The sequence below is a fragment of the Vibrio sp. H11 genome, assembly GCF_004804295.1.
Lineage (GTDB): Bacteria > Pseudomonadota > Gammaproteobacteria > Enterobacterales > Vibrionaceae > Vibrio > Vibrio ostreae.
The window spans coordinates 150,454-174,307 of sequence record NZ_SSHN01000001.1; the positions used below are offsets into that span (position 1 = coordinate 150,454).

23 protein-coding genes are annotated in these 23,854 nt (G+C 51.1%); 14 read left to right on the plus strand and 9 right to left on the minus strand.

What is annotated here, in order from left to right; all coding sequences use genetic code 11:
- Nucleotides 1-24: 24 nt before the first annotated feature.
- The 4 genes from E6C74_RS00815 to E6C74_RS00830 are packed head-to-tail and all read right to left on the minus strand — an operon-like array spanning nucleotide 25 to nucleotide 2,453.
- Nucleotides 25-267, minus strand: coding sequence for a DUF2897 family protein (locus E6C74_RS00815; protein ID WP_206208368.1), 243 nt, complete (start codon nucleotides 265-267; stop codon nucleotides 25-27).
- 4 nt (nucleotides 268-271) lie between these two features.
- The gene (locus E6C74_RS00820) at nucleotides 272-952 is read right to left on the minus strand and encodes a M15 family metallopeptidase (RefSeq protein WP_206208369.1); all 681 of its coding nucleotides are present in this window, start codon (nucleotides 950-952) and stop codon (nucleotides 272-274) included.
- Entirely contained in the window at nucleotides 952-2,088 is a 1,137-nt protein-coding gene (gene dapE, locus E6C74_RS00825) for a succinyl-diaminopimelate desuccinylase (protein ID WP_136482430.1), read from the minus strand. Before dapE ends, E6C74_RS00820 begins: the two co-directional genes overlap by 1 nt.
- Before the next feature lie 17 nt (nucleotides 2,089-2,105).
- Nucleotides 2,106-2,453, minus strand: a complete 348-nt coding sequence (locus tag E6C74_RS00830) for an ArsC family reductase (protein ID WP_136482432.1) — start codon at nucleotides 2,451-2,453, stop codon at nucleotides 2,106-2,108.
- A gap of 202 nt (nucleotides 2,454-2,655) precedes the next feature.
- Between E6C74_RS00830 and E6C74_RS00835 the strand changes: the two genes are divergently transcribed.
- From E6C74_RS00835 to galK, 4 genes are all read left to right on the plus strand, one after another.
- Nucleotides 2,656-2,943 carry a helix-turn-helix domain-containing protein gene (locus E6C74_RS00835; RefSeq protein WP_136482434.1) on the plus strand — a complete coding sequence of 96 codons (288 nt, stop codon included), beginning with the start codon at nucleotides 2,656-2,658 and terminating at the stop codon, nucleotides 2,941-2,943.
- Between the two features lie 362 nt (nucleotides 2,944-3,305).
- Nucleotides 3,306-4,322 (plus strand): UDP-glucose 4-epimerase GalE, encoded by a 1,017-nt coding sequence (gene galE / locus E6C74_RS00840; protein ID WP_136482436.1) that lies wholly within the window; start codon nucleotides 3,306-3,308, stop codon nucleotides 4,320-4,322.
- A gap of 29 nt (nucleotides 4,323-4,351) precedes the next feature.
- Nucleotides 4,352-5,407 (plus strand): UDP-glucose--hexose-1-phosphate uridylyltransferase, encoded by a 1,056-nt coding sequence (locus E6C74_RS00845; RefSeq protein WP_136482438.1) that lies wholly within the window; start codon nucleotides 4,352-4,354, stop codon nucleotides 5,405-5,407.
- 54 nt (nucleotides 5,408-5,461) lie between these two features.
- Nucleotides 5,462-6,622 carry a galactokinase gene (galK, locus tag E6C74_RS00850; protein ID WP_136483159.1) on the plus strand — a complete coding sequence of 387 codons (1,161 nt, stop codon included), beginning with the start codon at nucleotides 5,462-5,464 and terminating at the stop codon, nucleotides 6,620-6,622.
- A 296-nt stretch (nucleotides 6,623-6,918) separates the two neighbouring features.
- On the opposite strand, the gene E6C74_RS00855 is transcribed toward galK, so the two are convergent.
- The 5 genes from E6C74_RS00855 to E6C74_RS00875 form a co-directional block, all read right to left on the minus strand.
- Nucleotides 6,919-7,929: a substrate-binding domain-containing protein gene (locus tag E6C74_RS00855; RefSeq protein WP_136482440.1), complete on the minus strand. Its 1,011-nt coding sequence runs from the start codon at nucleotides 7,927-7,929 to the stop codon at nucleotides 6,919-6,921.
- Nucleotides 7,930-7,993: 64 nt separating this feature from the next.
- Complete coding sequence (locus E6C74_RS00860) at nucleotides 7,994-8,722, minus strand: exonuclease domain-containing protein (RefSeq protein WP_136482442.1); 729 nt, start codon at nucleotides 8,720-8,722, stop codon at nucleotides 7,994-7,996.
- 1 nt (nucleotide 8,723) lies between these two features.
- Nucleotides 8,724-10,580, minus strand: a complete 1,857-nt coding sequence (locus E6C74_RS00865) for a DUF294 nucleotidyltransferase-like domain-containing protein (RefSeq protein WP_136482444.1) — start codon at nucleotides 10,578-10,580, stop codon at nucleotides 8,724-8,726.
- Nucleotides 10,581-10,673: 93 nt separating this feature from the next.
- Complete coding sequence (locus E6C74_RS00870; RefSeq protein ID WP_136482446.1) at nucleotides 10,674-12,305, minus strand: sodium/sugar symporter; 1,632 nt, start codon at nucleotides 12,303-12,305, stop codon at nucleotides 10,674-10,676.
- A 337-nt stretch (nucleotides 12,306-12,642) separates the two neighbouring features.
- Nucleotides 12,643-12,993, minus strand: a complete 351-nt coding sequence (locus E6C74_RS00875) for a DUF2956 domain-containing protein (protein ID WP_136482448.1) — start codon at nucleotides 12,991-12,993, stop codon at nucleotides 12,643-12,645.
- 142 nt (nucleotides 12,994-13,135) lie between these two features.
- On the opposite strand from E6C74_RS00875, the gene E6C74_RS00880 reads away from it, so the two are divergent.
- The 10 genes from E6C74_RS00880 to E6C74_RS00925 all read left to right on the plus strand — a co-directional run bounded on the left by E6C74_RS00880 (nucleotide 13,136) and on the right by E6C74_RS00925 (nucleotide 23,781).
- Entirely contained in the window at nucleotides 13,136-13,600 is a 465-nt protein-coding gene (locus tag E6C74_RS00880) for a DUF2919 domain-containing protein (protein ID WP_136483161.1), read from the plus strand.
- A 131-nt stretch (nucleotides 13,601-13,731) separates the two neighbouring features.
- Nucleotides 13,732-14,637, plus strand: coding sequence for a Dyp-type peroxidase (locus E6C74_RS00885; protein ID WP_136482450.1), 906 nt, complete (start codon nucleotides 13,732-13,734; stop codon nucleotides 14,635-14,637).
- Nucleotides 14,638-14,828: 191 nt separating this feature from the next.
- A complete protein-coding gene (locus E6C74_RS00890; protein ID WP_136482452.1) occupies nucleotides 14,829-15,965 on the plus strand; it encodes a flagellin in 1,137 nt (378 codons plus the stop codon).
- Nucleotides 15,966-16,327: 362 nt separating this feature from the next.
- Nucleotides 16,328-17,461 carry a flagellin gene (locus E6C74_RS00895; protein WP_136482454.1) on the plus strand — a complete coding sequence of 378 codons (1,134 nt, stop codon included), beginning with the start codon at nucleotides 16,328-16,330 and terminating at the stop codon, nucleotides 17,459-17,461.
- A gap of 229 nt (nucleotides 17,462-17,690) precedes the next feature.
- The gene (locus E6C74_RS00900; protein ID WP_136482456.1) at nucleotides 17,691-18,821 is read left to right on the plus strand and encodes a flagellin; all 1,131 of its coding nucleotides are present in this window, start codon (nucleotides 17,691-17,693) and stop codon (nucleotides 18,819-18,821) included.
- Nucleotides 18,822-18,889: 68 nt separating this feature from the next.
- Nucleotides 18,890-19,348, plus strand: coding sequence for a flagellar protein FlaG (flaG, locus tag E6C74_RS00905; protein WP_136482458.1), 459 nt, complete (start codon nucleotides 18,890-18,892; stop codon nucleotides 19,346-19,348).
- 21 nt (nucleotides 19,349-19,369) lie between these two features.
- Nucleotides 19,370-21,358, plus strand: coding sequence for a flagellar filament capping protein FliD (fliD, locus tag E6C74_RS00910; protein ID WP_136482460.1), 1,989 nt, complete (start codon nucleotides 19,370-19,372; stop codon nucleotides 21,356-21,358).
- Nucleotide 21,359: 1 nt separating this feature from the next.
- Entirely contained in the window at nucleotides 21,360-21,665 is a 306-nt protein-coding gene (locus E6C74_RS00915) for a flagellar protein FliT (RefSeq protein WP_136482462.1), read from the plus strand.
- Nucleotides 21,666-21,676: 11 nt separating this feature from the next.
- Entirely contained in the window at nucleotides 21,677-22,087 is a 411-nt protein-coding gene (fliS, locus tag E6C74_RS00920; RefSeq protein WP_136482464.1) for a flagellar export chaperone FliS, read from the plus strand.
- 227 nt (nucleotides 22,088-22,314) lie between these two features.
- Nucleotides 22,315-23,781 carry a sigma-54 dependent transcriptional regulator gene (locus E6C74_RS00925; RefSeq protein WP_136482466.1) on the plus strand — a complete coding sequence of 489 codons (1,467 nt, stop codon included), beginning with the start codon at nucleotides 22,315-22,317 and terminating at the stop codon, nucleotides 23,779-23,781.
- The last annotated feature ends 73 nt before the right edge of the window (nucleotides 23,782-23,854 follow it).

Below are 23,854 nucleotides of genomic sequence, written 5' to 3' on the forward strand. Positions count from 1 at the left end.
CCTTTTTACTGTCTTTGCACTTTATTATTGCATTTTATCACTGTGTGATCGCTTATCCTCACTGGCCGGGTCTTGAGCTGACTCGGGCTGCGCCGCTGATTCTCCGTGGCGCGCTTTATCCAGTTCATTGAGCTTGTCCAGCTCGCTTTTTGGCCGCTTTTCGCCAAACTTGACCGTATTGGCCGTCTGTTTCAATGCTGCAATATTGCCCACGAACACAAATATCACCAGCAGGGTGATAACCCAGGGATTGAGTAAGAAGTCTATCATCTCAGTCACTATCGCAAATATGGCTAATATATTGAGTGTAGATCTGATTGAGGTGTTCGCGCACCCACTGTTTCGCCAAAATGGGCGCCTGTTCTAACTGCTGATCCAGGATTTGCGGCGTGAGGGCACTCAGACATTCACGTGCGGTCGCACGGTGGCTGATATGCCAGGGTTCAAATGCCACTCCGGAACCATGCTGCTGGTAAGGGAAAAAGAAGCCGAAGCGGTGCAGGTTGCATTGCAGCCATTGATAAAAAGGCCGCTGATGGGCTTCTAAGTACTCCCAGGGCTCAAGTTGCAGCGTTTGTCCCTCAGGCAGGGCATGACGGTCAAAGACATCAAAATCACTGCCCCAATGATGACGGCTGCCGCCGGGCAGGGCGGACCAGCGCAGGATGGCCTGCGCCTTTTCACCTTGCGATAACCGCGCCGTATCTAACGGCTGATTATCGGCATCGCGGATCACCGCTTCGCCGTTCATCTTACGGTTCCAGATCGCGAGCTGACGTTCAAACGAGCGAAAACCGCTGGCAATATTGAAATTAAAGCCGGCCGCATCGGCGGCTTGTTTCAACGCCAGCAAATCGGCGCTGACCTGTGGGTGGACCAGAAAGGCTTTCTGGCCCACCACGACTTCGGTCAGGTGTGACTCGGTTTGCCCGGTCAGCTGCTCCGCGGTCATCATTGCGCGAGCAGGTTCTCGAGAGTTTTCTGATACATATCAGTCAGCTTTTCCAGATCCGCAATGTTCACGCACTCGTTGACTTTGTGGATAGTGGCGTTAACCGGACCCAGCTCCACGACCTGCGCTCCCATGCGGGCGATGAAACGGCCGTCTGAAGTCCCGCCTGTGGTCAGCAGTTGCGGCTGCTGATGGTTGACTTCACTGACCGCTTTAACCACCGCATCGCGCAGAGCACCGGTATCGGTCAGGAACGGATGACCGCTCAGTGTCCATTTCAGATCGTACTCAAGACCGTGCGCATCCAGAGTTGAGTGTACGCGACGTTTGATCTCTTCATCGCTCAGTTCGGTACTGAAACGGAAGTTGAACTGGACATTAAACTCACCCGGAATCACGTTGGAGGCGCCGGTACCGGCATGCAGATTCGGGATCTGGAAACTGGTTGGCGGGAAGTATTCATTGCCTTCATCCCAGGTGGTCGCAGCCAGTTCTGCCAGAGCAGGCAGTGCCTGATGAACCGGGTTATTGGCCAGATGCGGGTAGGCCACGTGACCCTGGATGCCTTTGACCGTCAGATCGCCGGTGATAGAGCCGCGACGGCCGTTCTTGACCACATCACCCACGTACCGCGTGCTGGATGGCTCGCCGACAATGCACATGTCGATTTTCTCGTCACGTGCCATCAGGGTGTCGACCACACGCGTGGTACCGTTGATGAATGGCCCCTCTTCGTCAGAGGTGATCAGGAAGGCGATTGAGCCTTTATGATCCGGATTTTCAGCGATGAAGCGCTCCACGGCCACCACCATACAGGCCAGTGACCCTTTCATATCCGCAGCGCCACGGCCATGCAGGTGACCGTCTATAACGGTCGGTTCGAACGGAGGCGTATGCCATTGCGCCAGCGGTCCGGCCGGTACGACGTCAGTGTGACCGGCAAAAGCAAACAGCGGCGCTTCGCTGCCGCGGCGCGCCCAGAAATTGGTGGTGTCTTCAAACACCATCATCTCAATCTCAAAACCGAGTGCTTTAAGACGTTCGATCATCACGTCCTGACATCCCGCATCGAGCGGGGTCACAGACTGGCGGCTGATTAAATCTTTTGCGAGAGCCAGAACAGGGCTGTCTGTCATCCTTGAAATCCTTGTATTTAAGAGAAAAGAGAAGCGTATTGTTCGGCTTTAAAACCGATATGGAGCTGACCATCGACACGCAGAACCGGGCGCTTGATCATCGCGGGTTGTTCAACCAGCAAAGGGACTGCGTTGTCCTGATTGAGACCATCTTTCTGTTCTTGTGTCAGTTGACGATAGGTAGTGCCACGTTTGTTGAGTACATTTTCCCAACCGAGAGCCTGACAAAATTCACTTACCAGATCAGCGTTGACGCCATCTTTACGATAGTCGTGAAACTGATAATCCACACCTTGTGCTTCCAGCCATTTACGCGCTTTTTTGATCGTGTCGCAATTGGGAATACCGTACATAGTGATGGTCATAGGAATCCTTTGAATACTGCTTATTATGAGGTTTGCCAAATCGTAACAGGAAGGCTCCCTTCTGACAAAAGTGTGATGAAACTATTTTAGTGAATTGAAAAATTATGCACTGGGCTACGGCGATTAGCGAGTTATTGATCGAACTCAACACCTTGAACTGCAAAACAGAAATAATGTGCTTAGCATAATTAGGAGGTTATCAATGGAATTGAGTCCTGTATTTGCAAGGCGCCTGTATTTAGCCTTGCTGGTGGAGAGTCTTGAGCGACCGAATGTTCCCAAACTGATTGAGAAGACTGGCTGGCCGCGGCGTACTATTCAGGATGTGATCAAAGCACTGCCGGGGATCGGCATTGAATTGATGTTCATTCAGGATGGCCGGCGTCATAACGATGGCTACTACCAACTGTCTGATTGGGGGCCGTTTGACAGCCAGTGGGTACTGGAGCGCAAAACGGCTATCGCTGCCAGCCTGGGTTTCAGTGCCTGAATACGGTCATAAGTCCGACCGACCAGGATGCGTCGTCCGCCAGGGCGGCGCATTTTTTTCATTTCCGTCATTGCCGTGTTTATGGTGTCTGTCCTGCTATGTCGTTTTTCTAATATCAGAACACTCGGATTGTGATCCGAGAAGCTAAGTAACGCCTGTTTAACGACTCTGATAACTCAGCGAGTGAAAACGCTATCTCTTTCTCTGGTTCTCTTATTTTAATGATCTCTGTTTTTCTTAAAGCCATTTTTTGCCAATTTTGTGGAAACGTTTACACCTTGAGAGCAGAGTCACAGAAAGTGCGCTTAGGTTGAGGATAAACTGCATCTTATCGTCAACAGACAACGAACAAGAGGTGACAGGTGAACGTTCTTATTACAGGTGGTATGGGATACATCGGCAGCCACACATGTGTACAGATGATAGCGGCCGGTATCACGCCGGTGATTGTCGATAACCTGTGTAATGCCAAGGCAGAAGTACTTAACCGGATAGAAGCGTTGACCGGCGTACGCCCGCGTTTCTTTGTCGGCGATATTCGCGATGAAGCGTTTTTGGATTCGGTGTTTGTCCAGACGTCAGTCAAGGCGGTGGTCCATTTCGCCGGTCTCAAAGCGGTCGGGGAATCGGTCAGCAAACCGATTGAGTATTACGACAATAATGTCAACGGCACGCTGGTTCTGCTGCGCAGTATGCGCAAAGCCGGAGTGAAAAGTCTGGTCTTCAGTTCATCGGCGACGGTGTACGGCGACCCGCAACAAGTGCCAATCACTGAATCGTCTCCGACCGGCGCCACCACCAATCCGTACGGACGCAGCAAATACATGGTGGAGCAGTGTCTGACCGATCTGTTTGCTGCTGAGCCGGGCTGGAGTATCACTCTGCTGCGTTATTTCAATCCGGTCGGTGCTCACCCGTCCGGCAGCATGGGCGAAGACCCGCAAGGAATTCCCAACAACCTGATGCCGTTTATTGCTCAGGTTGCCGTCGGGCGCCGTGACAAACTGGCGGTGTTCGGTGATGACTATGCCACGCCGGACGGTACCGGCGTGCGTGACTATATCCATGTGATGGATCTGGCCGATGGCCATATTGCCGCACTGGATAAAGTCGGTTCTGAGGCCGGATTGCATATTTTTAACCTCGGCACAGGGAAAGGGTCGAGTGTACTGGATATGGTCAATGCGTTCAGCGATGCCTGTGGTCAGCCGGTGCCTTATGAGATCTGCCCGCGTCGTCCCGGTGATATTGCCGAATGCTGGGCCAGTACCGAAAAAGCCCGTCAGCAACTGGGCTGGCAGGCAACACGCAGTGTGGCTGAAATGACCAGAGATACCTGGCGCTGGCAGTCACAAAACCCGCAAGGTTATCAGGACTAACGGCCCATACATTGTTTAGGTAAGCACAGATGACAAATCTTAAATTTAATCCGGTGGATCATCCACACCGCCGCTATAACCCTTTGACCGGACAATGGGTATTGGTCTCTCCCCATCGAGCCAAGCGTCCGTGGAGCGGTCAGGACGAAACACCGTCTACCGCCCAGTTACCGAGCTATGAGCAGCACTGTTTTCTCTGTCCGACCAACGCCCGGATTTCGGGCGATGTTAACCCGGATTATTCGGGGACTTATGTGTTCAATAATGATTTTGCAGCGTTAATGACGGATTCACCGCAAGCTCCGCAGTCGGACAGTCCGCTGTTTAAAATTCAGGGTGTGACCGGTTTGAGCCGGGTGATTTGCTTCTCACCGGATCACAGCAAAACCCTGCCAGAGCTTCCGCTGGCGGGAATTCGCGCCGTGATTGACACGTGGAATGAGCAGATTGAAGAGCTGGGTAAAGAGTACCTCTGGGTGCAGGCGTTTGAGAACAAGGGTGAAACCATGGGTTGCTCGCAGCCGCACCCGCATGGCCAGATTTGGGCCAACAGTTTCTTACCCAATGAAATTGAGCGTAAAGAAGCCCATCTTAACGCCTATTACCAGCAACATGGCACTAACCTGCTGGTGGATTATGTTCAGGCAGAGCTGGCTGACGGTTCACGCATCGTGGTGGAAACGGAACATTGGGTGGCACTGGTGCCTTACTGGGCTGCCTGGCCGTTTGAAACCATGCTGCTGCCCAAGGCCCATGTTCGCCGCATGAATGAACTGAGCGACGAGCAACGTGATGATCTGGCGCTGGCGATTAAAAAGCTCACCAGTCGTTACGATAACCTGTTCCAGTGCTCTTTCCCGTATTCAATGGGCTGGCATTATGCGCCGTTTTTCAGTGCCGGAACCGATATAGAACACTGGCAGTTACATGCACTGTTCTATCCGCCTCTGCTGCGCAGTGCCACAGTGCGCAAGTTTATGGTCGGTTATGAAATGCTGGCTGAAACCCAGCGCGATCTGACCGCGGAACAAGCGGCGCAGCGTTTGCGTGATGTCGCGGACATCCACTACAAAGAACAAGCCTGATTAGTCGGTACGGCGTGCTTTAAGGCGCCGTCCATAACCAAAGAGAATTTAATGATGTCTGATCTTAAACACACGGTAAGCGCGTCTTTCCACGCCGCGTTCGGCTGTCAGCCAAGCCATATTATTCAAGCTCCGGGACGGGTCAACCTGATCGGTGAACATACCGATTATAATGACGGCTTTGTCCTGCCGTGCGCCATCGACTATCAGACTGTCGTGGCCGCGAAAAAACGCGATGACAATGTAGTACGTGTCGTGGCCTGTGACTATGACAACCAGATGGACGAATTTACCCTTGATGGTGAAATCCGTTTTGTGGATGACAAAATGTGGGCCAATTACATCCGTGGTGTTGTGCTTTGCCTGCGCGAACGCGGCCAGATTTTCCGCGGGGTTGATCTGGCGGTCAGCGGCAACGTACCTCAGGGAGCAGGGCTGAGTTCCTCAGCGGCGCTGGAAGTGGTGATAGGTCAGACCTTTAAAGAGCTGTACCAGTTGCCGTTGTCACAAGCGGAGATCGCACTCAATGGTCAGCAGGCCGAAAACGAATTTGTCGGTTGTAACTGCGGCATTATGGACCAGCTGATTTCCGCTCAGGGCGAGGATAATCATGCGCTGCTGATTGATTGCCGCAGCCTGGAAACCGAGGCGGTTTCGATGCCGCAGGACATGGCGGTGGTGATCATTAACTCCAACAAGCAGCGCGGGCTGGTTGACAGTGAATACAACACCCGCCGTCAGCAATGTGAGCAGGCCGCGCAGTGGTTCGGCGTCAAAGCTCTGCGCGATGTCAGCCTGGAGCAGTTCAATGCCCGCAGCGCCGGGCTCGATGAAATGGTGGCCAAACGCGCCCGTCATGTGATCAGTGAAAATGCCCGCACTTTACAGGCGGCGCAGGCGCTGCGTAACGGTGATATGGTCGTTCTGGGGCAACTGATGGCCGAATCCCACGCTTCCATGCGCGATGATTTTGAAATCACCGTGAGTGAAATTGATACCCTGGTCGACATTGTAAAACAGGTGATCGGTGAGCAGGGCGGCGTACGTATGACTGGGGGTGGTTTTGGCGGCTGTGTGGTCGCGCTGGTTCCGCCGCTGCTGGTAGATAAGGTCACCAGCGCGGTTGCTGAGCGCTATCAGGCTGCGACCGGACTGAAGGAAAGTATCTATGTCTGCCAGGCTAAATCAGGGGCGGGGTTGATGGCGGTGCTGTAATCAGCACCGGTTTAAGTTGTTCTCACTGTTTTAGGTTTTCTATAGCCAGTTACCCATGGCAACATCTTGAGCATAGTCGCGTTGCCTTGTAGGGAGTGGCGCGGCGCGCGAACTGCATTTTCGGGGGAGAAAGCAGTGCGTTGTGGCAAGATTGTTGATCATGGGTTTTTTTATGATTGATCAGGCGCTGTTGCGTGCACAATCAGTACGTGGCCTGCCTGCCAGAACGAAAAAGCTCACTTTGTCAGTGAGCTTTTGGGGGAGAACTTTTCTTGGTAGGCAGCGGCGTCAGACGCTTAATCTGCCATAGTCCCTGCGACGGAATCACGTTTGACCATAGTCGGAGAGTAGCGTTTCGGACTGGTGTCCGCTTCCGCCGGCTGTTTGGCCAGGTACAGGGCGAGCTGGGCCGCATTTTCCGCCATCATCTGAATCGGATAACGTACTGTGGTCAGGCGCGGTTTAACGTAGCGCGCAATCAGTCCGTCATCAAAGCCGACAATCGAAATCTGCTGCGGAACCGCAATGCCGTTTTCTTCCATCACTGACAGGGCGCCAGCGGCCATATTGTCGTTGTAGGCGACGATGGCGCTGATCTCGAGTCCTTTACTGAGCAGATTGAGCATCGCCTGCTCACCACCTTCACTGCTCGGATCGCCATATTCAACATAGCTGTCAGGCTGGGCTAAGCCATGCTCCTGCAGCGCATCGCGATAACCGCTCAGCCGTTCGTCCACATCCGTTATCTGATGGCTGGAAGCGATAAACGCGATTTTGCTGTGTCCCTGGCGAATGAGAAAATCCGTCGCCAGATGCGCACCTTTGTGGTTGTCGAGATAGATGCAGCGCTCAGCCAGTTCGGGGATAAAACGGTTGATGATCACCATGCCCGGCGCTTCTTGGGCAAAGGCAATCAGTTCGTCATCACTCAGCGCTTTAGCGTGGATCACCAGCGCATCGCAGCGGTTGTTGATCAGCAGTTCGATAGAGCGGCGCTCATCTTCCGGGTTATGGTAACCATTACCGACCAGCAGATGCTTGCCGTGCTGGCGCGCGACCGTATCTACAGCTTTGACCAGAGTGCCGAAAAACGGATCAGACACATCCGATACCAGCACGCCCATCGTCTGGGTACTCTGACTGACCAGAGCCCGCGCGGCGGCATTGGGGCGATAGCCGAGTTCACTCATTGCTTTAGTGACAGCGTCAATCGACGCCTGACTCGCCTTCGGTGATTTATTGATCACGCGCGATACGGTGGCGACGGATACGCCGGCGGCCTTTGCTACGTCTTTGATGGTTGCCATGGGCTGTAAACCTTTCTTGTTAGCTGTTGTGGGAGCCGGGCAGGGCGCGGTTCGTGCATCAGTATTACCCGGACGCTTTCAACACGGTTTCTAATGGAACGTACTCTTTGGCATACAGACGTTTTTGTTGAGCCAGATAGAGTTCTGCAGTCGAAATAGCGTCCGACAGTGCATGATGCGCCTGATAATCGGGCAGATTATAACGTTGGCGCATTGCACTCAGTCGCCAGTCGTTAATCGCCTGGTGAGGCGCAGTGTGGGAAGCGAATTGACGGTAAGTCTGTTCGATTTTCAATGTGTCCAGCCAGATTAATGGCAACTCGGGCCAGCCTTGTAACTGAGTGAATTGCCGGATAAATTGCCGTTCAATCACGCTACCGTGCGCGAGTAATACTTTACCTTTTAACTCAGTAAATAGTACCTCAATTGCTTGCGACAGTGGTATCCCCTGTTGTTGCATTTGCGGCAGGATATGGTGAATCAGGGTCTGTTGGTGATGATTTTGTGATAACGGTTTCACTAAAAAGTACTGTGCGCCTGACAAACGGATAATGTTGTTGATGACAGGCACCCAGCCAATACTGACAATCTGGTCTCTGCTGGCATCCAGACCAGTGGTTTCAATATCCAGCGCCAGTATCGGTTGCTGGCGTACATCATAATCGGCCTGGGGCAGCGGGTGGCTCAACCAGGTTTGCAGGTATGGCGGTAGATGTGTGCTCTTATCGAGTACCTGTTGACGTTGTTGTTCCAGTTGACGCAGCAACGATGATGTTGCGATTTTGTTTAACATCTTATTGTCCGAACTTGACCCGCATTGCATCTTGTAAGCCGGAGATGATGCGGAAGGCGTCTTTGAGATGCTGGCGTTCAAAGCTGCCAAACCGGTTCGGCTGCAGCAAATTATTGACAGGACGACCACTGCGCAGCGCATCAACCTGATGCTGGTTACGCAGGTCGGTGACAAAGTGATAGATCCCCAGGCAGTCCTGATAAGAGGAGTGGCTGAGCAGCGAATGTTGCTCGGCAAATTGCAGTCGAGACAGGGTGTCCTGCATCTGACCGCCGGCACTGAGCGCATAAATACGCGCCATGTCGACCAGGCAGCTCAGAGCCGCGTGTTTGATATCGAGCGTTTTTTCTCCGCTGAGGCCATCTTTTTTAAGGACCAGATTGTTGAAGATGCCAAGCGGCGGACGAGTGCGCAGTGTGTTCGTTACCAGCGCTGCCATCAGTTTCGGATTGGCACTGATCTGCTGTTGGCGCTGGCTATCAAGGGCGGCAAACAGGCGCTGATCACCGGCGATATGACGAATTTCGATAAACACGTTTAGATTGAGCAACTGGTCATATTCCGGCGCCCGCGCCCACTTGCGGTAGTACTCCTGCCAGATGTGCAGCGGCTGACACCATTGCCGGGTCACGGCCATAAAACGACCATTACATAACGCATAGCCACATTGATCCAGCCCCTTACACACGTACATCGCCAGATGGCTGAAATAGGCTTTATCGCTCTCTGTCGCACTATCAGCAAGGATCAGGGCATTATCCTGATCGGAACCGAGATGGACTTCATGCCGGGCATGGGAGCCAGCTGCAATCCAGCTGAACGCACACGGCGCGATACCAAGATGTTGCTCAGCCAGTTCCAGCAGGCGGCAGGTAAACGCATCGTAAATCCGTGTCATAACCTGACCGATGATGTCACTAGAGACGCCGCTTTCCACTAAGGCACAAAACAGCGCATTGCGCTCAGAGCCAAGTTCACTCAGTGCCACAACCGAATCGGCCTGGCGAATCTTTTCGTTGAGAAACACGGCCTGAATACTGTGTTTCTGAATCAATTGTTGCGGGGTAATGATGCCCAGAATGGCAAAGTTATCGTCAACGACCGGAATATTCTGGATGTGATGCTGCATCATCAACTCAGTGGCATTCAAGACCAGATCGCGGCTGTTTACCGCGTAGAGGTGCGTGGTCATGATAGAAGATATCGGTTGCTGTACATCCCAGCCCTGGGCTACGACCCGTTTGGTCATATCTTTATCTGTCACCAGGCCAATCAGTTTTTGCTGTTCATCGACAATCGCCGCACATGAGCTGCGCAGTTCGTTACGCATCCGGTGTGCAACCTGCTGAATCGTGGTGTCTGGTGAAACAATCGCAATCTTTGGGTCGAGCAACTGACTGACCGGCTCGAGAAAAATAGTGTCAGCGCTATCGGTGACCGGCCGATGGATTGAGTGGGCAAGACGGGTGGGGATATTTGGCGCAAGCTGGGCAATCACTTGTGGGTAGTCCGCCACTTTTTGCAGCAAAGACGAATAATCAATCCGGTACAGCAGCGTATGTTCCAGCGCCACAACATGGTACTCAGGTTGGTGGTTTTGGCTGAGACCAAATATGTCATCACTGCCAAGACGTGAACGCAGGCTGCCATCCTGATAACGTTGTTCAATCACGCCAGCCCTGATCAGGTACAGGAATTGTTGCTGTGCGGATTGCTGCGAATCCAGGTATTCATTTTTTCCCAGATAAAGGATTTCGACCGAATGCGCTATTTGATTGACGGTTTCAGCCTTGAGCTGGCTGAATGGTGACATGGATTGCAGAAAAGTAACGATATTCGGCAGTAACTCTTGATGCATATCTGGCTCACTGAGTGCGGATTGATAAAACGGATGAAGCCCCGCCGTCGGGCGGGGCTTGATGTCATAACCTTAGGTCATGTCTGACTAGATTTACCAGAAAATGGTGTACAGCACAGCCAGTGCAATCATGATGGCATAGGCGGCAATATTGAAGTTTTTACCGGTGGCAAACATCGATGACGTTAGTGTGATGCCTTTTGGATCGTCATCATTAGCCGAGGTACTCAGGCTGGTGAGTGCGATGACCACCATAGTGAACAGCAGGGTGTACAGCATCTGGTCCATGAATGGCATGTTGAGAGGCATGAATTTCAGGAACAGAGCAAACGGAATGGAAAGTACCACACCTGTGATTGCGCCCTTGCTGGTGGTTTTTTTCCAGAACAGACCCAGCAGGAACACCGCCAGAATGCCCGGGCTGACCAGACCAGTGTACTCCTGGATATACTGGAATGCCTGGCCGATACCGCCTAGCATAGGCGCGACCATACAAGCAATAACTAAAGCGACCACTGCAGTGATACGGCCGACGTTAACCAATTTGTGGTCACCGGTTTGTGGTGCAATGTACTCTTTGTAAATGTCCATGGTGAAGATGGTGGCGGTTGAGTTCAGCATCGAGGCCAGTGACGACACGATGGCTGCAGCCAGAGCTGCAAAGACCACACCTTTCAGACCCACCGGCAGGAACTGGGTCAGCCATGGGTAGGCTTTATCCGCGTGAGCGGCATTTGGCATATTGTTGGTCGCCATCTCGCCCATGCTCGCCATCAGTTCCGGTGAGTTAGTAATCACGTAGGCCGCGATGCCCGGAATAACCACTAAAAATGGCACAATCAGTTTCAGAAATGCGGCGAACAGAATCCCTTTTTGCGCTTCAGGTACCGATTTAGCTGCCAGCGTGCGCTGGATAATGTATTGGTTAAAGCCCCAGTAATACAGGTTCGCTACCCACAGACCACCGATCAGTACGGCAATACCCGGCAGGTTCATGTACTGCGGATTGCTTTGGTCGAGGATCATTTCAAAGTGACCAGGTGCTGCGTCAATCATGGTCGACAGACCGCTGAACCAGCCGTTGTCACCGCCGATAAAGCCCACTGCCATGTAAGTCGTCAGCAAACCGCCCAGTACCAGGAAGAACACCTGAATGACATCGGTCCAGACCACGGCTGACAGACCGCCATAGATAGAATAGACCAGAGCAAACAGTGCCAGACCCAGGATGGAGTACATCAGCGGAATACCTAGGATGGTTTCCAGTGCCAGGCCACCCAGATAAAGCACTGAGGTCAGGTTGACGAAGACGTAGAGGGCAATCCAGAACACCGCCAGAATGGTTTTAAGGTTTTTATTAAAACGTTGTTCAACAAATTCCGGGATGGTGTAAATGCCTTTATCGATGAAAATTGGCAGGAAGTATTTACCGACGATGATCAGGGTTAACGCGGCCATCCACTCGTAAGAAGCAATCGCCAGGCCAATAGAAAAGCCAGAGCCGGACATACCGATAAACTGTTCAGCAGAGATGTTAGCGGCAATCAGCGAGGCACCGACGGCCCACCAAGGCAGTGATTTACCGGCCAGGAAGTAATCTTCAGTACTTTTTGCCACGCCTTTTTTATCGCGGGATACCCAGAGACCGACAGCGATGATGATGGCAACGTAGATGGCAAAAACCATGATGTCTATAAAGCTCAGACCATTTTGTATATGGGACATTTTTTGTTCCTAATGATAATTATGTTTCACGCCGCAACTGTAAACGTTTCCATATAATATGGATGCTAGCTTAATCACATTTTGATAAAGAGAGTTATAACAAGAAAAATTACGATAAAAAGTGGGGCCGAAATAGCATGATGTCAGAATAAAAATAATAAATTCTTATAGATAACAAGGCTATTGTGGCGGAGTAGGTGTAATGGTCGACAGGAACAATCTATCGTTATAGTTATCGATATGTTGGTATCGTTTACATTGATGTCGTTTGCAGGTGGTGTCGTTTACATGTGGAGGATGAGCAGGAGAGGCCCGATTGTGCTTCTCCCGGCAGACATTAAGCGAGGGTGATATAGAGTGCAAAACCGATCCAACTCACTATCAGCAGTATCCATGGTAGTCTGGTTTGCCATGCAGGTGATGAAGATGTGGTATTAAGCGACGGTTCTGAATCGATGTTATTGTCATCGCTTTGAGCTGACTGCTTGCTTTTCAGCGCTTTTTTGCGTGCCCGATAAGCCTGGCGCTGTTTCTCTTTTTGTTCTTTCTTATACAGGGCAATGCCTTTTTCGATACCTTGGGCAATCAGCTTGGTTTGCTCTTTGGTTTGGCCGGGCTTTTGTGTCGCCCTGGCAATTTTATTGGCGTCGTCCTGAGTTTGCGGCGACGCGACGATTTTGTTTTTCATTTCAGCCGTCCTATCAGTTTTCACCAAGGGTAACATGAAGCTTGGTTGGCACCAAAAGTAGCGCTTGCATATAGCTATTTGAAATCATTGCGCTAAAGTGGAAGGCAATAACATGAAGTTGCTAAGTGGTACAGGGCGAGCAGTGCGTTACGCGATTGAACAATATGATACACATGGTTACCTGAAGGCACCGGTCTGGCTATGGCTGGGCTGGATATTTCTGGCCCGGGCCTGGCTGGTGTTTGTGATGGCAGGCGTCAGCCGCAGCAGTGGTTCTGATATTCTGGCCTGGGTCTATCCGAATTCGGCCACCCTGTATCTTGGTTTGCTGTCTGGCTTGCCCGGTCTGGCACTGATGTGGCTGATTGGCCTGCGCCATCAGCAGCGGACAAAAATTAACGCTTTGGTGCGTAACGGGCGCTGGCTGACGATACTGACGGTGCTTGTACAGTCAATCCAGGTGGGATACCACACGTATTTGCAACACGGTATTTTTCATTGGGCGAATGCCCTGACCTTATTGATTCTGTTATGGTTAGTTCTGTATCTGCTGCGCAGTCGCCGGGTAAAAGACTGCTTTTGTGAACCGATAGACGCTAATCGATAACCGCGCCGGACACGTACAAACCAGCACTTATTTTTAGGATAAGCACAGCGGCGCCGGGATTGGCACGCAGCACTGAGTGGGCTTGTCTGATGATTGAATACACTGAGCAAAAACAAAAGTGAGGACTTAATATGTCAACGCCACAGTCGGCTATTTTGCCGGAAGCGAAACCCTTCGCACTGTACAGTCTTTTGAAAATTAAGCAAAACTACGCTCAGGTTCTTGAGCAGTTGCAGGCTTTACCTGCGCTGGTGGAGGAACTGAACGCAACGCAGCCAGGCGCGGAATTGAGCTTGTCTATCGCATTCAGTAAGGCGTTCTGGCAACAGCTGGAAACGCCGATGCCGGGAGAATTAATTGATTTTTCTCCGCTGGGAGAAGGCGCAACTCAGGCACCGGCAACCGATGTCGATGTGCTGATTCATTGTCACAGCCTGCGTCACGACCTGCTGTTTTACGTGATGCGCCAATGTCTGGAGCAGGTGGCGGAAGATGTCGAGGTGGTCGATGAAACCTATGGCTTCCGTTATCTGGACTCCAGAGACATGACCGGTTTTATTGACGGCACAGAAAACCCGAAACAGGAGCAGCGCCGTGAAGTCGCCATCATACCCGATGGTGAATTTGCCGGGGGCAGCTATGTGTTGGTGCAGCGTTTTGTCCACAACCTGCCGGCCTGGAATCGCCTGAATGTGTCCGCGCAGGAAAAGGTCATTGGTCGAACCAAAGTCGACTCAGTCGAGCTGGATAATGTGCCAGCCGCTTCCCATGTCGGCCGGGTGGATATTAAAGAGCAGGGTAAAGGGCTGAAAATTGTGCGCCACAGCCTGCCTTATGGCAGTGCCAGCAGTGAACATGGTCTGCTGTTTATTGCTTACTGCAACACACTGCACAATATTAAGACTATGCTCGACAGCATGTATGGGGTAACCGATGGCAAAACCGATCAGCTGTTGCGCTTTACTCAGGCCGTCACAGGTGCTTATTTCTTTGCGCCGTCTGAGGCGATGTTGCAGTCACTCAGTCTGAAAGCCTGAACGAGCGCAAAGGTTTTTATTGGTCAGGATTGAGTTCAAGCCAGGCTTTGCCTGGCTTTTTCTTTATCTCGTTGCTGCTTAAAGTAACATCTGGTCTGAGTGAGCTAAATCTGCTAGCGGCACTAAAGTTTAATGCCGGTCTGCCGATAGAGCTTGCATACACGATACTCAGCACAGGGTGCCTTCACTGCATGGCGATTACGGTCAACACCAATATCTCAGCGCTTATAGCCCAGCGGCATTTGACCAGCGCGACCGATATGCTCAATCAGTCAATGGAGCGGTTGTCTTCTGGAAACAGAATCAACAGCGCCAAAGATGATGCGGCAGGTTTGCAGATCTCCAATCGACTCAAAGCGCAAATGAGTGGGCTGGATGTGGCGGTACGTAATGCTAATGACGGCATTTCAATCATGCAGACTGCCGAAGGCGCGATGCAGGAAACCACCAATCTTCTGCAGCGAATGCGGGATTTGTCTTTGCAATCGGCTAACGGGTCAAACAATAAACAGGATCGAGTCGCTTTACAGGAAGAAATGGGCGCTTTGAATGATGAACTGAACCGAATCGCTGAAACGACCTCTTTTGGTGGGCGAAAATTGCTCAACGGTTCTTTCGGTCAGGCGTCCTTCCAGATTGGTGCCTCATCCGGCGAAGCGGTGCAGTTATCGCTGAAGAGCATGCGCTCTGATGACATTAATATGGGGGGTTTCAGTTATGTTGCCGCTGGGATGGCAGATAAAGACTGGCGGACCGGTAATGGCCGAAATGAGCTGAACATCTCCTACCTTAATGCGCGTGGTCAGCAAGAGCAGATCACCCTCCAGGCCCGCAATGGCGATGACATTGAACAGCTGGCTACCTACATTAATGGTCAGACCGATAAGGTCTCGGCATCGGTTAATGACAAAGGACAGTTACAGATTTTCATGGCCGGTAAAGAAACGGCAGGCACTTTGTCTTTCAGCGGCAGTCTGGCCGATGAGCTGCAGATGAACCTGCAAGGTTATGAAGCGGTTGATAATCTTGATATTACTTCGGTTGGCGGTGCGCAGCGCGCTGTGTCGGTGCTGGATACTGCCATGCAGTATGTCGACAGCCATCGCTCTGAACTGGGGGCGCTGCAGAACCGTTTTGGTCATGCCATTAACAATCTGGATAATGTGCATGAGAATCTTGCTGCATCCAACAGTCGGATTAAAGATACCGACTACGCCAAAGAAACCACTCAAATGATTAAGCAGCAGATCCTGCAGCAGGTTAGTACCACGATTCTGGCCCAGGCACGCAATCAGCCCAATATCGCCCTGACTCTGCTGGGTAACTAGTATTCTGTTAGCTGTTACTTAGCAAGAGGCTTGTTCCTATCTCATGTTCATCATCGCCTCAGATAATGAATAGGTGTGATACAACGAATAGGCCTTGTTACAACCAATAAGTTTTATTGGTAAGCCGAACCAAGCAGTATCGACAAGCGCTTGAAAAGCTTTAGTGAAAAACGCAATTTTTTAGCTCTTTTTGTAGTTTCGTCACTTTTAATCCGCTAAAGCAGTTTTTTTCAAAAAAATCTTAAAATCGACCTAAAGCTTTTCAAACCCACGCCGTTAAAGAAAGTAACTTTGAGAGAACTACTTGGTTTTCCGAGACGTCGGAAACCGGAAATATCGGAAAATCAATTGGAGATACCACTATGGCAGTAAATGTAAATACCAACGTATCAGCGATGACCGCGCAACGTTACCTGAACAGTGCAACCAGTGCTCAGCAAACCTCAATGGAGCGTCTGTCTTCTGGTTCACGCATCAACAGCGCCAAAGATGATGCGGCTGGTCTGCAAATTTCAAACCGTCTGAATGTACAAAGCCGCGGTCTGGATGTCGCGGTACGTAACGCCAACGATGGTATTTCGATGGCGCAGACAGCAGAAGGTGCGATGAACGAAACCACCAATATCCTGCAACGTATGCGTGACCTGTCTCTGCAATCTGCTAACGGTTCGAACTCTAAATCAGACCGTGTCGCGATTCAGGAAGAAGTTACAGCACTGAATGATGAGCTGAACCGTATCGCAGAAACCACGTCTTTCGGTGGTAACAAACTGCTGAACGGCACCTTCGAAACCAAAGCATTTCAGATTGGTGCGGATAACGGTGAAGCGGTGATGCTGACCCTGAAAGATATGCGCAGTGATAACCGTATGATGGGTGGTACCAGCTACCAGGCAGCCAATGCTAAAGACCAGGACTGGACAGTCGCTGATGGTTCAAATGACCTGAGCATCACGCTGAACGATGCGCAAGGTACAGAGCAGACCATCAACATCAGCGCGAAAGCGGGTGATGATATCGAAGAGCTGGCGACTTACATCAACGGTCAGACTGACATGGTCAAAGCGTCGGTAAACGAAGATGGTCAGCTGCAAGTGTTCACGGACAACAACAAAGTGTCTGGCCCTGTTTCCTTCAGCGGCGGTCTGGCTGGTGAACTGGGTATGGGTGACGGTCAGCAAGTGACAGTCGACAACATCGACGTAACCAGCGTAGGTGGTGCTCAGGAATCGGTTGCTATCGTTGATGCTGCCCTGAAATATGTTGATAGCCACCGCGCAGAGCTGGGTGCATTCCAGAACCGCTTCGGTCACGCTATCAATAACCTGGACAACATTAACGAAAACGTGAATGCGTCTAAGAGCCGTATCAAAGACACCGATTTCGCGAAAGAATCGACGGCAATGACGAAGGCACAGATTCTGTCTCAGGCTTCAAGCTCAATTCTGGCTCAAGCCAAACAGACTCCGCAAGCGGCACTAAGTCTGCTGGGCTAATCGCCTCCAAGAACAAAAAATCCAGCTTCGGCTGGATTTTTTTATGCCTGATTTTTGTGTTCTTGGTCACGTTTTATTCATAAATGGACAATTGTTGGAAAAAAGGTCGCAGTTCGGCCTAAAGGATGTTGAGTGGTCGCCGTTAAAGGATACGAGAGAAATGAGGTGCGTGGACGAGAGGTGAGAGACTCGAAAACGCGCCAACTATTCCGCCTTAGGAGATCACAATATGGCAATTAATGTAAGTACCAACGTCTCGGCGATGACCGCCCAGCGTTATCTGAACGGTGCAGCTGACGGTGCCCAGAAGTCGATGGAACGTCTGTCTTCCGGTTACCGTATCAACAGCGCTAAAGACGACGCGGCGGGGCTGCAGATCTCAAACCGACTGAGTTCACAAAGCCGTGGTTTGGATATGGCTGTACGTAACGCAAATGATGGTATCTCAATCGCGCAAACCGCTGAAGGTGCGATGAACGAGAGCACCAACATTCTGCAACGTATGCGTGACCTGGCATTGCAATCCTCAAACGGCTCTAACTCAGGTTCTGAGCGTCAGGCAATTCAAGAAGAAGTGTCGGCGCTGAATGATGAGCTGAACCGTATTGCGGAAACCACTTCATTTGGTGGTAACAAACTACTAAACGGTACTTTTGGTAATAAATCATTCCAGATTGGCGCAGATTCCGGTGAAGCGGTAAATCTGAGCATGGGCAACTTGCGTTCTGATACCATGGCAATGGGCGGTAAATCTTACCGTGCAGCAGAAGGGAAAGCCGCGGACTGGACAGTGGGTGATGCCACTGAGCTGACTCTGAGCTATACCGATCGTCAGGGTGAGGCGCGCAATGTGACCATCAACGCTAAACAGGGTGATGATTTAGAAGAAGTAGCGACTTACATTAACGGTCAGAATGATGATGTAAAAGCGTCTGTCGGCGAAGATGGTAAACTGCAACTGTTTGCTGCTACTCAGAAGGTAAACGGTGAGGTCACTATCGGCGGTGATCTTGGCTCTGAGATTGGCTTTGCGGCTGGTCAGGATGTGACAGTGAAAGATATCGATGTGACCAGTGTGGCCGGCTCGCAAGAAGCGGTCGCGTTGCTGGATGGCGCATTGAAATCGGTTGACAGTCAGCGTGCTTCTCTGGGTGCATTCCAAAACCGTTTTAACCATGCAATCAGTAACCTTGATAACATCAATGAGAACGTGAACGCGTCTCGTAGCCGTATCAAAGATACTGACTATGCACGTGAAACGACGGCGATGACCAAGTCACAGATCCTGCAACAAGCGAGTACGTCGGTACTGGCGCAGGCGAGACAGGCACCATCTGCAGCTCTTAGCCTGCTGGGTTAATCCTGGCAGCTGGGAGCTTTAGGTCGTCGTTCTCTTAACGACGGCTGATAAGGTGGAGGGAGATTGTTATGGACGGACCATCCTATACATCGAACGTCCAGCCTTACGGCTCGCAGAGTGGCATTAAATTTGCTTCAGAAAACGATAGCGTGAAAGGCGCTTCTGATTCGAAAGATGACTACCGCATGGTTCAGCGTGGCGATAATACTGCACGTTTGGCACAGCAGACACAACGAGGTCAGGACCAGGCATTGGCAAGCGCCGTTGAGCAATCCCGTGAACAACAGCGGGTCAGCGAGGAGCAACGTGCTAAGATTGTTGAACAGATGAATGAATTTGTTGATTCGTTCAACAAGGGGCTGGCATTCAGGGTGGATGAAGAATCAGGGCGGGATGTTGTGACGATTTATGAGGCCTCAACCGGCGACATAATACGTCAGATTCCAGATGAAGAAATGCTTGAGGTTTTACGACGCCTGTCGCAGGGACAGAGCCCGACATCGGGCCTGTTACTGACCAAGGTGTAATCGTTTTTTTGAGGTGAAATAATGAGTTTAGGCCCAATGGGAATGAACACTGGTTTTGATATTAATTCAGTGGTCAGCGGAATTGTCAATGCAGAGCGTGCTCCCAAGCAGCAAAGCATTGACAACAAGCGCACTGAAATTGATACCAGTATCAGTGCCTATGGCAGACTCAGAGAGTCGCTGGATACCATGCGTAACCTGATGACGAATTTTCGTCAGCAGGAGGCTTTTGCCGTGCGCAAAGTCGATACAAGCGACGACAAGGTGGTATCTGCGACCGCATCCACAGACGCAATCGCAGGCAGATACGCAGTCGATGTGCTGCAGCTTGCCCAAAGTCATAAACTGGCATCAGCGGTATTACCGGAAGATGCCAGGTTTGGCCCGGGTAAGCTGCAGATTTCTCTTGGTGATCAATCATTTAGTGTCGATGTACGTGGTCGATCCCGATTGATTGATGTCGTACGTGGCATTAACGACGAGGACCGTAACCCAGGAGTTCGTGCTTCGGTCATCAATGACGTTGACGGGCCGCGTTTGATTGTCGCTTCAAATTTATCCGGTGCGAATCACCGCATTAGTATTCGCGCTGATGCCCCATCCGGGGATGCGTTGCATCGCCTGGAATACAAAACGTTAGAAGATCGGGTCAAAGATCTGGAATCAGCACGCGCCAAAGCACAGCAGCTGATTGCCCCTCTGACACCCGAGCAGCAAAAAGTTGCCGCTCAAGTTGCCGATCGGATTGGCGAGGCGGCACGAAATGTCGATCAGGCCATGTCAGAACACGTCAATTCTGCTGCACAAAGCACAGGTCAAAGTTCTGATTCAGATGAGCTGTCCGAAGACGCAGTCCGTGCAGCGGCACAAGCCGGCACGGATGCCAACCGTTATCTGAGACCACAAGACAGAATTCCGGGCTGGACTGAAACGGCTTCGGGGACTTTACTCGATTCCTATTCAGAGCCGGAAGCTGAGTTAGACAGTACGGCGCAGGAAAAATCATCGCAAGTGCCGGGCTGGAGCAACACTGCCTCCGGTACGCTCACGGATTCTTATGTTACGCCGCAAGAGGCTCAGGCTCGTCTCGATGCCCAACTAGCCCGTGAACAGGCTGCCATTGACGCAGCCGTGCAAAGCGGCAATATGACGCCACAAGAAGCTAAGCAAGCTGCTCGCGCGAAACTGCCGGAAGCAGAGCGCGAACGTCTCGAGCAACTCGAACAGGCGCAGCAGGAACTGAAAGCGGCGCAAGATTCATTCGATGGTTATTCAGGAATGATTCAGGTTCAGGCCGGGCAGGACTCCATGGTGATGCTGGACGGTGTCGCTAAGTTGTCGAGTGAAAACAACGTGATTGAAAATGCCATTGACGGGGTTGATTTAACCCTGAGTGGTAAAACCAATCCGGGTGATCGACCGGCTGAAATCGATATTGAATATGACCGTGACAGTGTGCGTCAGGATATCGAACAATTTGTCGCAGCGTATAACCAGTTTTTTGCGGTCAGCCAGGATCTGAGCAGTGTTGATCCCACGACCGGGAAGGCGGGGCCTCTGGCCGGTGACAGTGTGGTGCGCAGCGCGCATTCACGTTTACGCTCGGTGTTTTCATCGCCGGTAGAAGGTGCTCCGCAAGATATTCGTAGCCTGACTGAGTTTGGTATTACGACGACCCGTCAGGGAACACTGGAGATCAATCATGACATGCTCGATCGCCAGCTGAACAATAACTTCACTCGTCTGGGCGAGTTTTTTGGCGGCAACCAGGGATTCGCACGCAAAGTAGAAGATGCGATTCAGAGTATGACCGGGGTGACCGGTTCGATTCGCACTCGTGAGCGTAGCCTTGGTGAGCAGGACAGACGCCTGATGGATGACCAGGCGGCATTAGATCGCCGCATGGATAATTTACAGCAGCGCACCCATGCGCGCTTCTCTGCCATGCAGGATGCAACCAGCAACATGCAGTCCCAGCTGTCGAGCATGATGAGTATGTTAGGTCAGTAACATGGATGATGAGCTGCAAGTTTTACGTGATCTGGATCACCAATTAAAGCAGAGTCTTTCAGAGCAAGACATTAACACTGAAGAAATTGTAGACTTGGTCGATAAGAGAGAACGGTTATTGCAAGGATTGTTACTCTACGCAGCTGACAATCCGGAATTTGCCCATTCTGAGGTTTGGCGCAAGGCAATTTTGCAAACACAACAGCTTGTTGAACAGATGCAGTCACAAACGACTGCAATAGGTCGATTGTTGCATAAATATCGCTACGGCAACAAATCAGTTCAGCAATACAAAAAGTTTTTATAAAGAGGAAGACTATGCGTGGTTCTTTACAGGCGTACAAAAAAGTATCAGTGGATAGCCAGCTAAGTGCGGCCTCACCGCATAAAATCGTTCAGATGCTGATGGGCGGTGCAATTGAACGTCTTATTCAAGGTAAGGCGGCGATGTTGCAGGGTCATATCCCGGTTAAAGGTGAACGTCTTGGTAAGGCGTTAGAAATTGTCATCAGCCTGCGCAGCTGTCTGTCGATGAATGATGGTGGCGAAATCGCCGAGAATCTCGATCAGTTGTATGAATTTATGATCACTCAGATCACGACGGCAAACTATGAGAATGACCCTCAGCCTATTGACGACGTTATTGATATTTTGCGTGAAATCAAGTCCGCCTGGGATCAAATTCCGGCTGAATACCACAATCTGACTGCCTCAGAAGTGGGAATCTAAGGAATTTTTGAAACTTTTAACTGATATCACATCGGTTAATTGCCAGGTTGCCTTATTTTTATAATTAAATAGAATAGAAGCCACTAACTAGCCAGTGGCTTTTTTGTTGCTGAATTCCACAAATTGTCTGTCGTTTAGACAGATAGATATTATAAATTGTCGGGTCTGATGATGACAGTCAGCAGCGCGACAACAACATTCCAGAATTAAGGCAAATAATCTCACCTATGCAAGGTTTAGCAAAACTACTTGTGATTGAAGACGATCCCTCGATTCGTCTGAGTCTCAGTACCATATTAGAATTTGTTGGAGAGCAATGTGAGGTGATTGAGTCTTCTCAGTTGGATCAGATTGACTGGTCGGCTGTTTGGGCTGGATGCATCCTGGGCTCCCTCGGAACGCAGTACTTACCTGAGTTGCTGTCGAATTCTCTTGCAAAAGCTAACCACATCCCGCTATTGGTCGCGAATAAGCAGCCGTACTCGCTGGAAGAGTTTCCCCATTTTGTTGGTGAGCTGGATTTCCCTCTCAATTATCCGCAGCTCAGTGAAGCACTGAGACACTGCAAAGAGTTCCTGGGGCGTAAAGGCATTCAGGTCATGGCGAGTGCGCGTAAAAACACGCTGTTTCGCAGCCTGGTTGGGCAAAGTCATGGTATCCAGGAAGTTCGTCACCTGATTGAACAAGTTGCGGGCACCGAAGCCAATGTACTTATCCTGGGGGAATCCGGGACAGGCAAAGAAGTGGTGGCACGTAACATCCATTACCATTCGTCACGTCGCGGCGGCCCGTTCGTGCCGATTAACTGCGGCGCTATTCCGGCCGATCTGTTAGAAAGCGAACTGTTTGGTCATGAAAAAGGCGCCTTCACCGGGGCAATTACCGCGCGGAAAGGACGTTTTGAACTGGCTGACGGCGGTACACTGTTCCTGGATGAAATCGGTGATATGCCGATGAGTATGCAGGTGAAGTTACTGCGAGTGCTGCAAGAGCGCTGTTTTGAGCGTGTCGGCGGTAACAGTACGATTAAAGCCAATGTCCGCGTGATTGCGGCGACGCACCGCAACCTGGAAACTATGATAGATGATCAGCGTTTCCGTGAAGATCTTTACTATCGTCTCAATGTGTTCCCGATTGAAATGCCGGCGCTGAAAGAGCGCAAAGAAGATATTCCGCTCCTGCTGCAGGAGCTGATGACCCGTCTGGAAGCGGAAGGCGGCCTGCCTATCTGTTTCACACCACGCGCGATCAATTCTCTGATGGAGCACGACTGGCCGGGGAATGTGCGCGAGTTGGCCAACCTGGTCGAGCGCATGGTTATCCTGTATCCGAACAGCCTGGTGGATGTTAACCATCTGCCGACCAAATACCGTTACAGTGATATTCCTGAATTCCAGCCTGAGCCAAGTCGTTTCAGTTCGGTTGAAGAGCAGGAGCGCGATGTGCTGGCGGATATTTTCTCGGAAGACTTCAGTTTTGGTCAGGATGAAGCCTTTAGTGAGCAGCTCGATGCCCCACAATCACTGCCTCCGGAAGGCGTGAACCTGAAAGAGTTGCTGGCCGATTTGGAAGTGAACCTGATTAACCAGGCTCTGGACGCTCAGGGTGGCGTTGTGGCTCGTGCCGCTGATATGCTGGGTATGCGCCGCACGACTTTGGTTGAGAAAATGCGCAAATACAACATGCAGCGCTGATTTTCGCTGAGTCAATTTATTGTCATAGCATTAACCTGCTGAAAAGTAATGTAAATAGCCTGGCACGCATCTT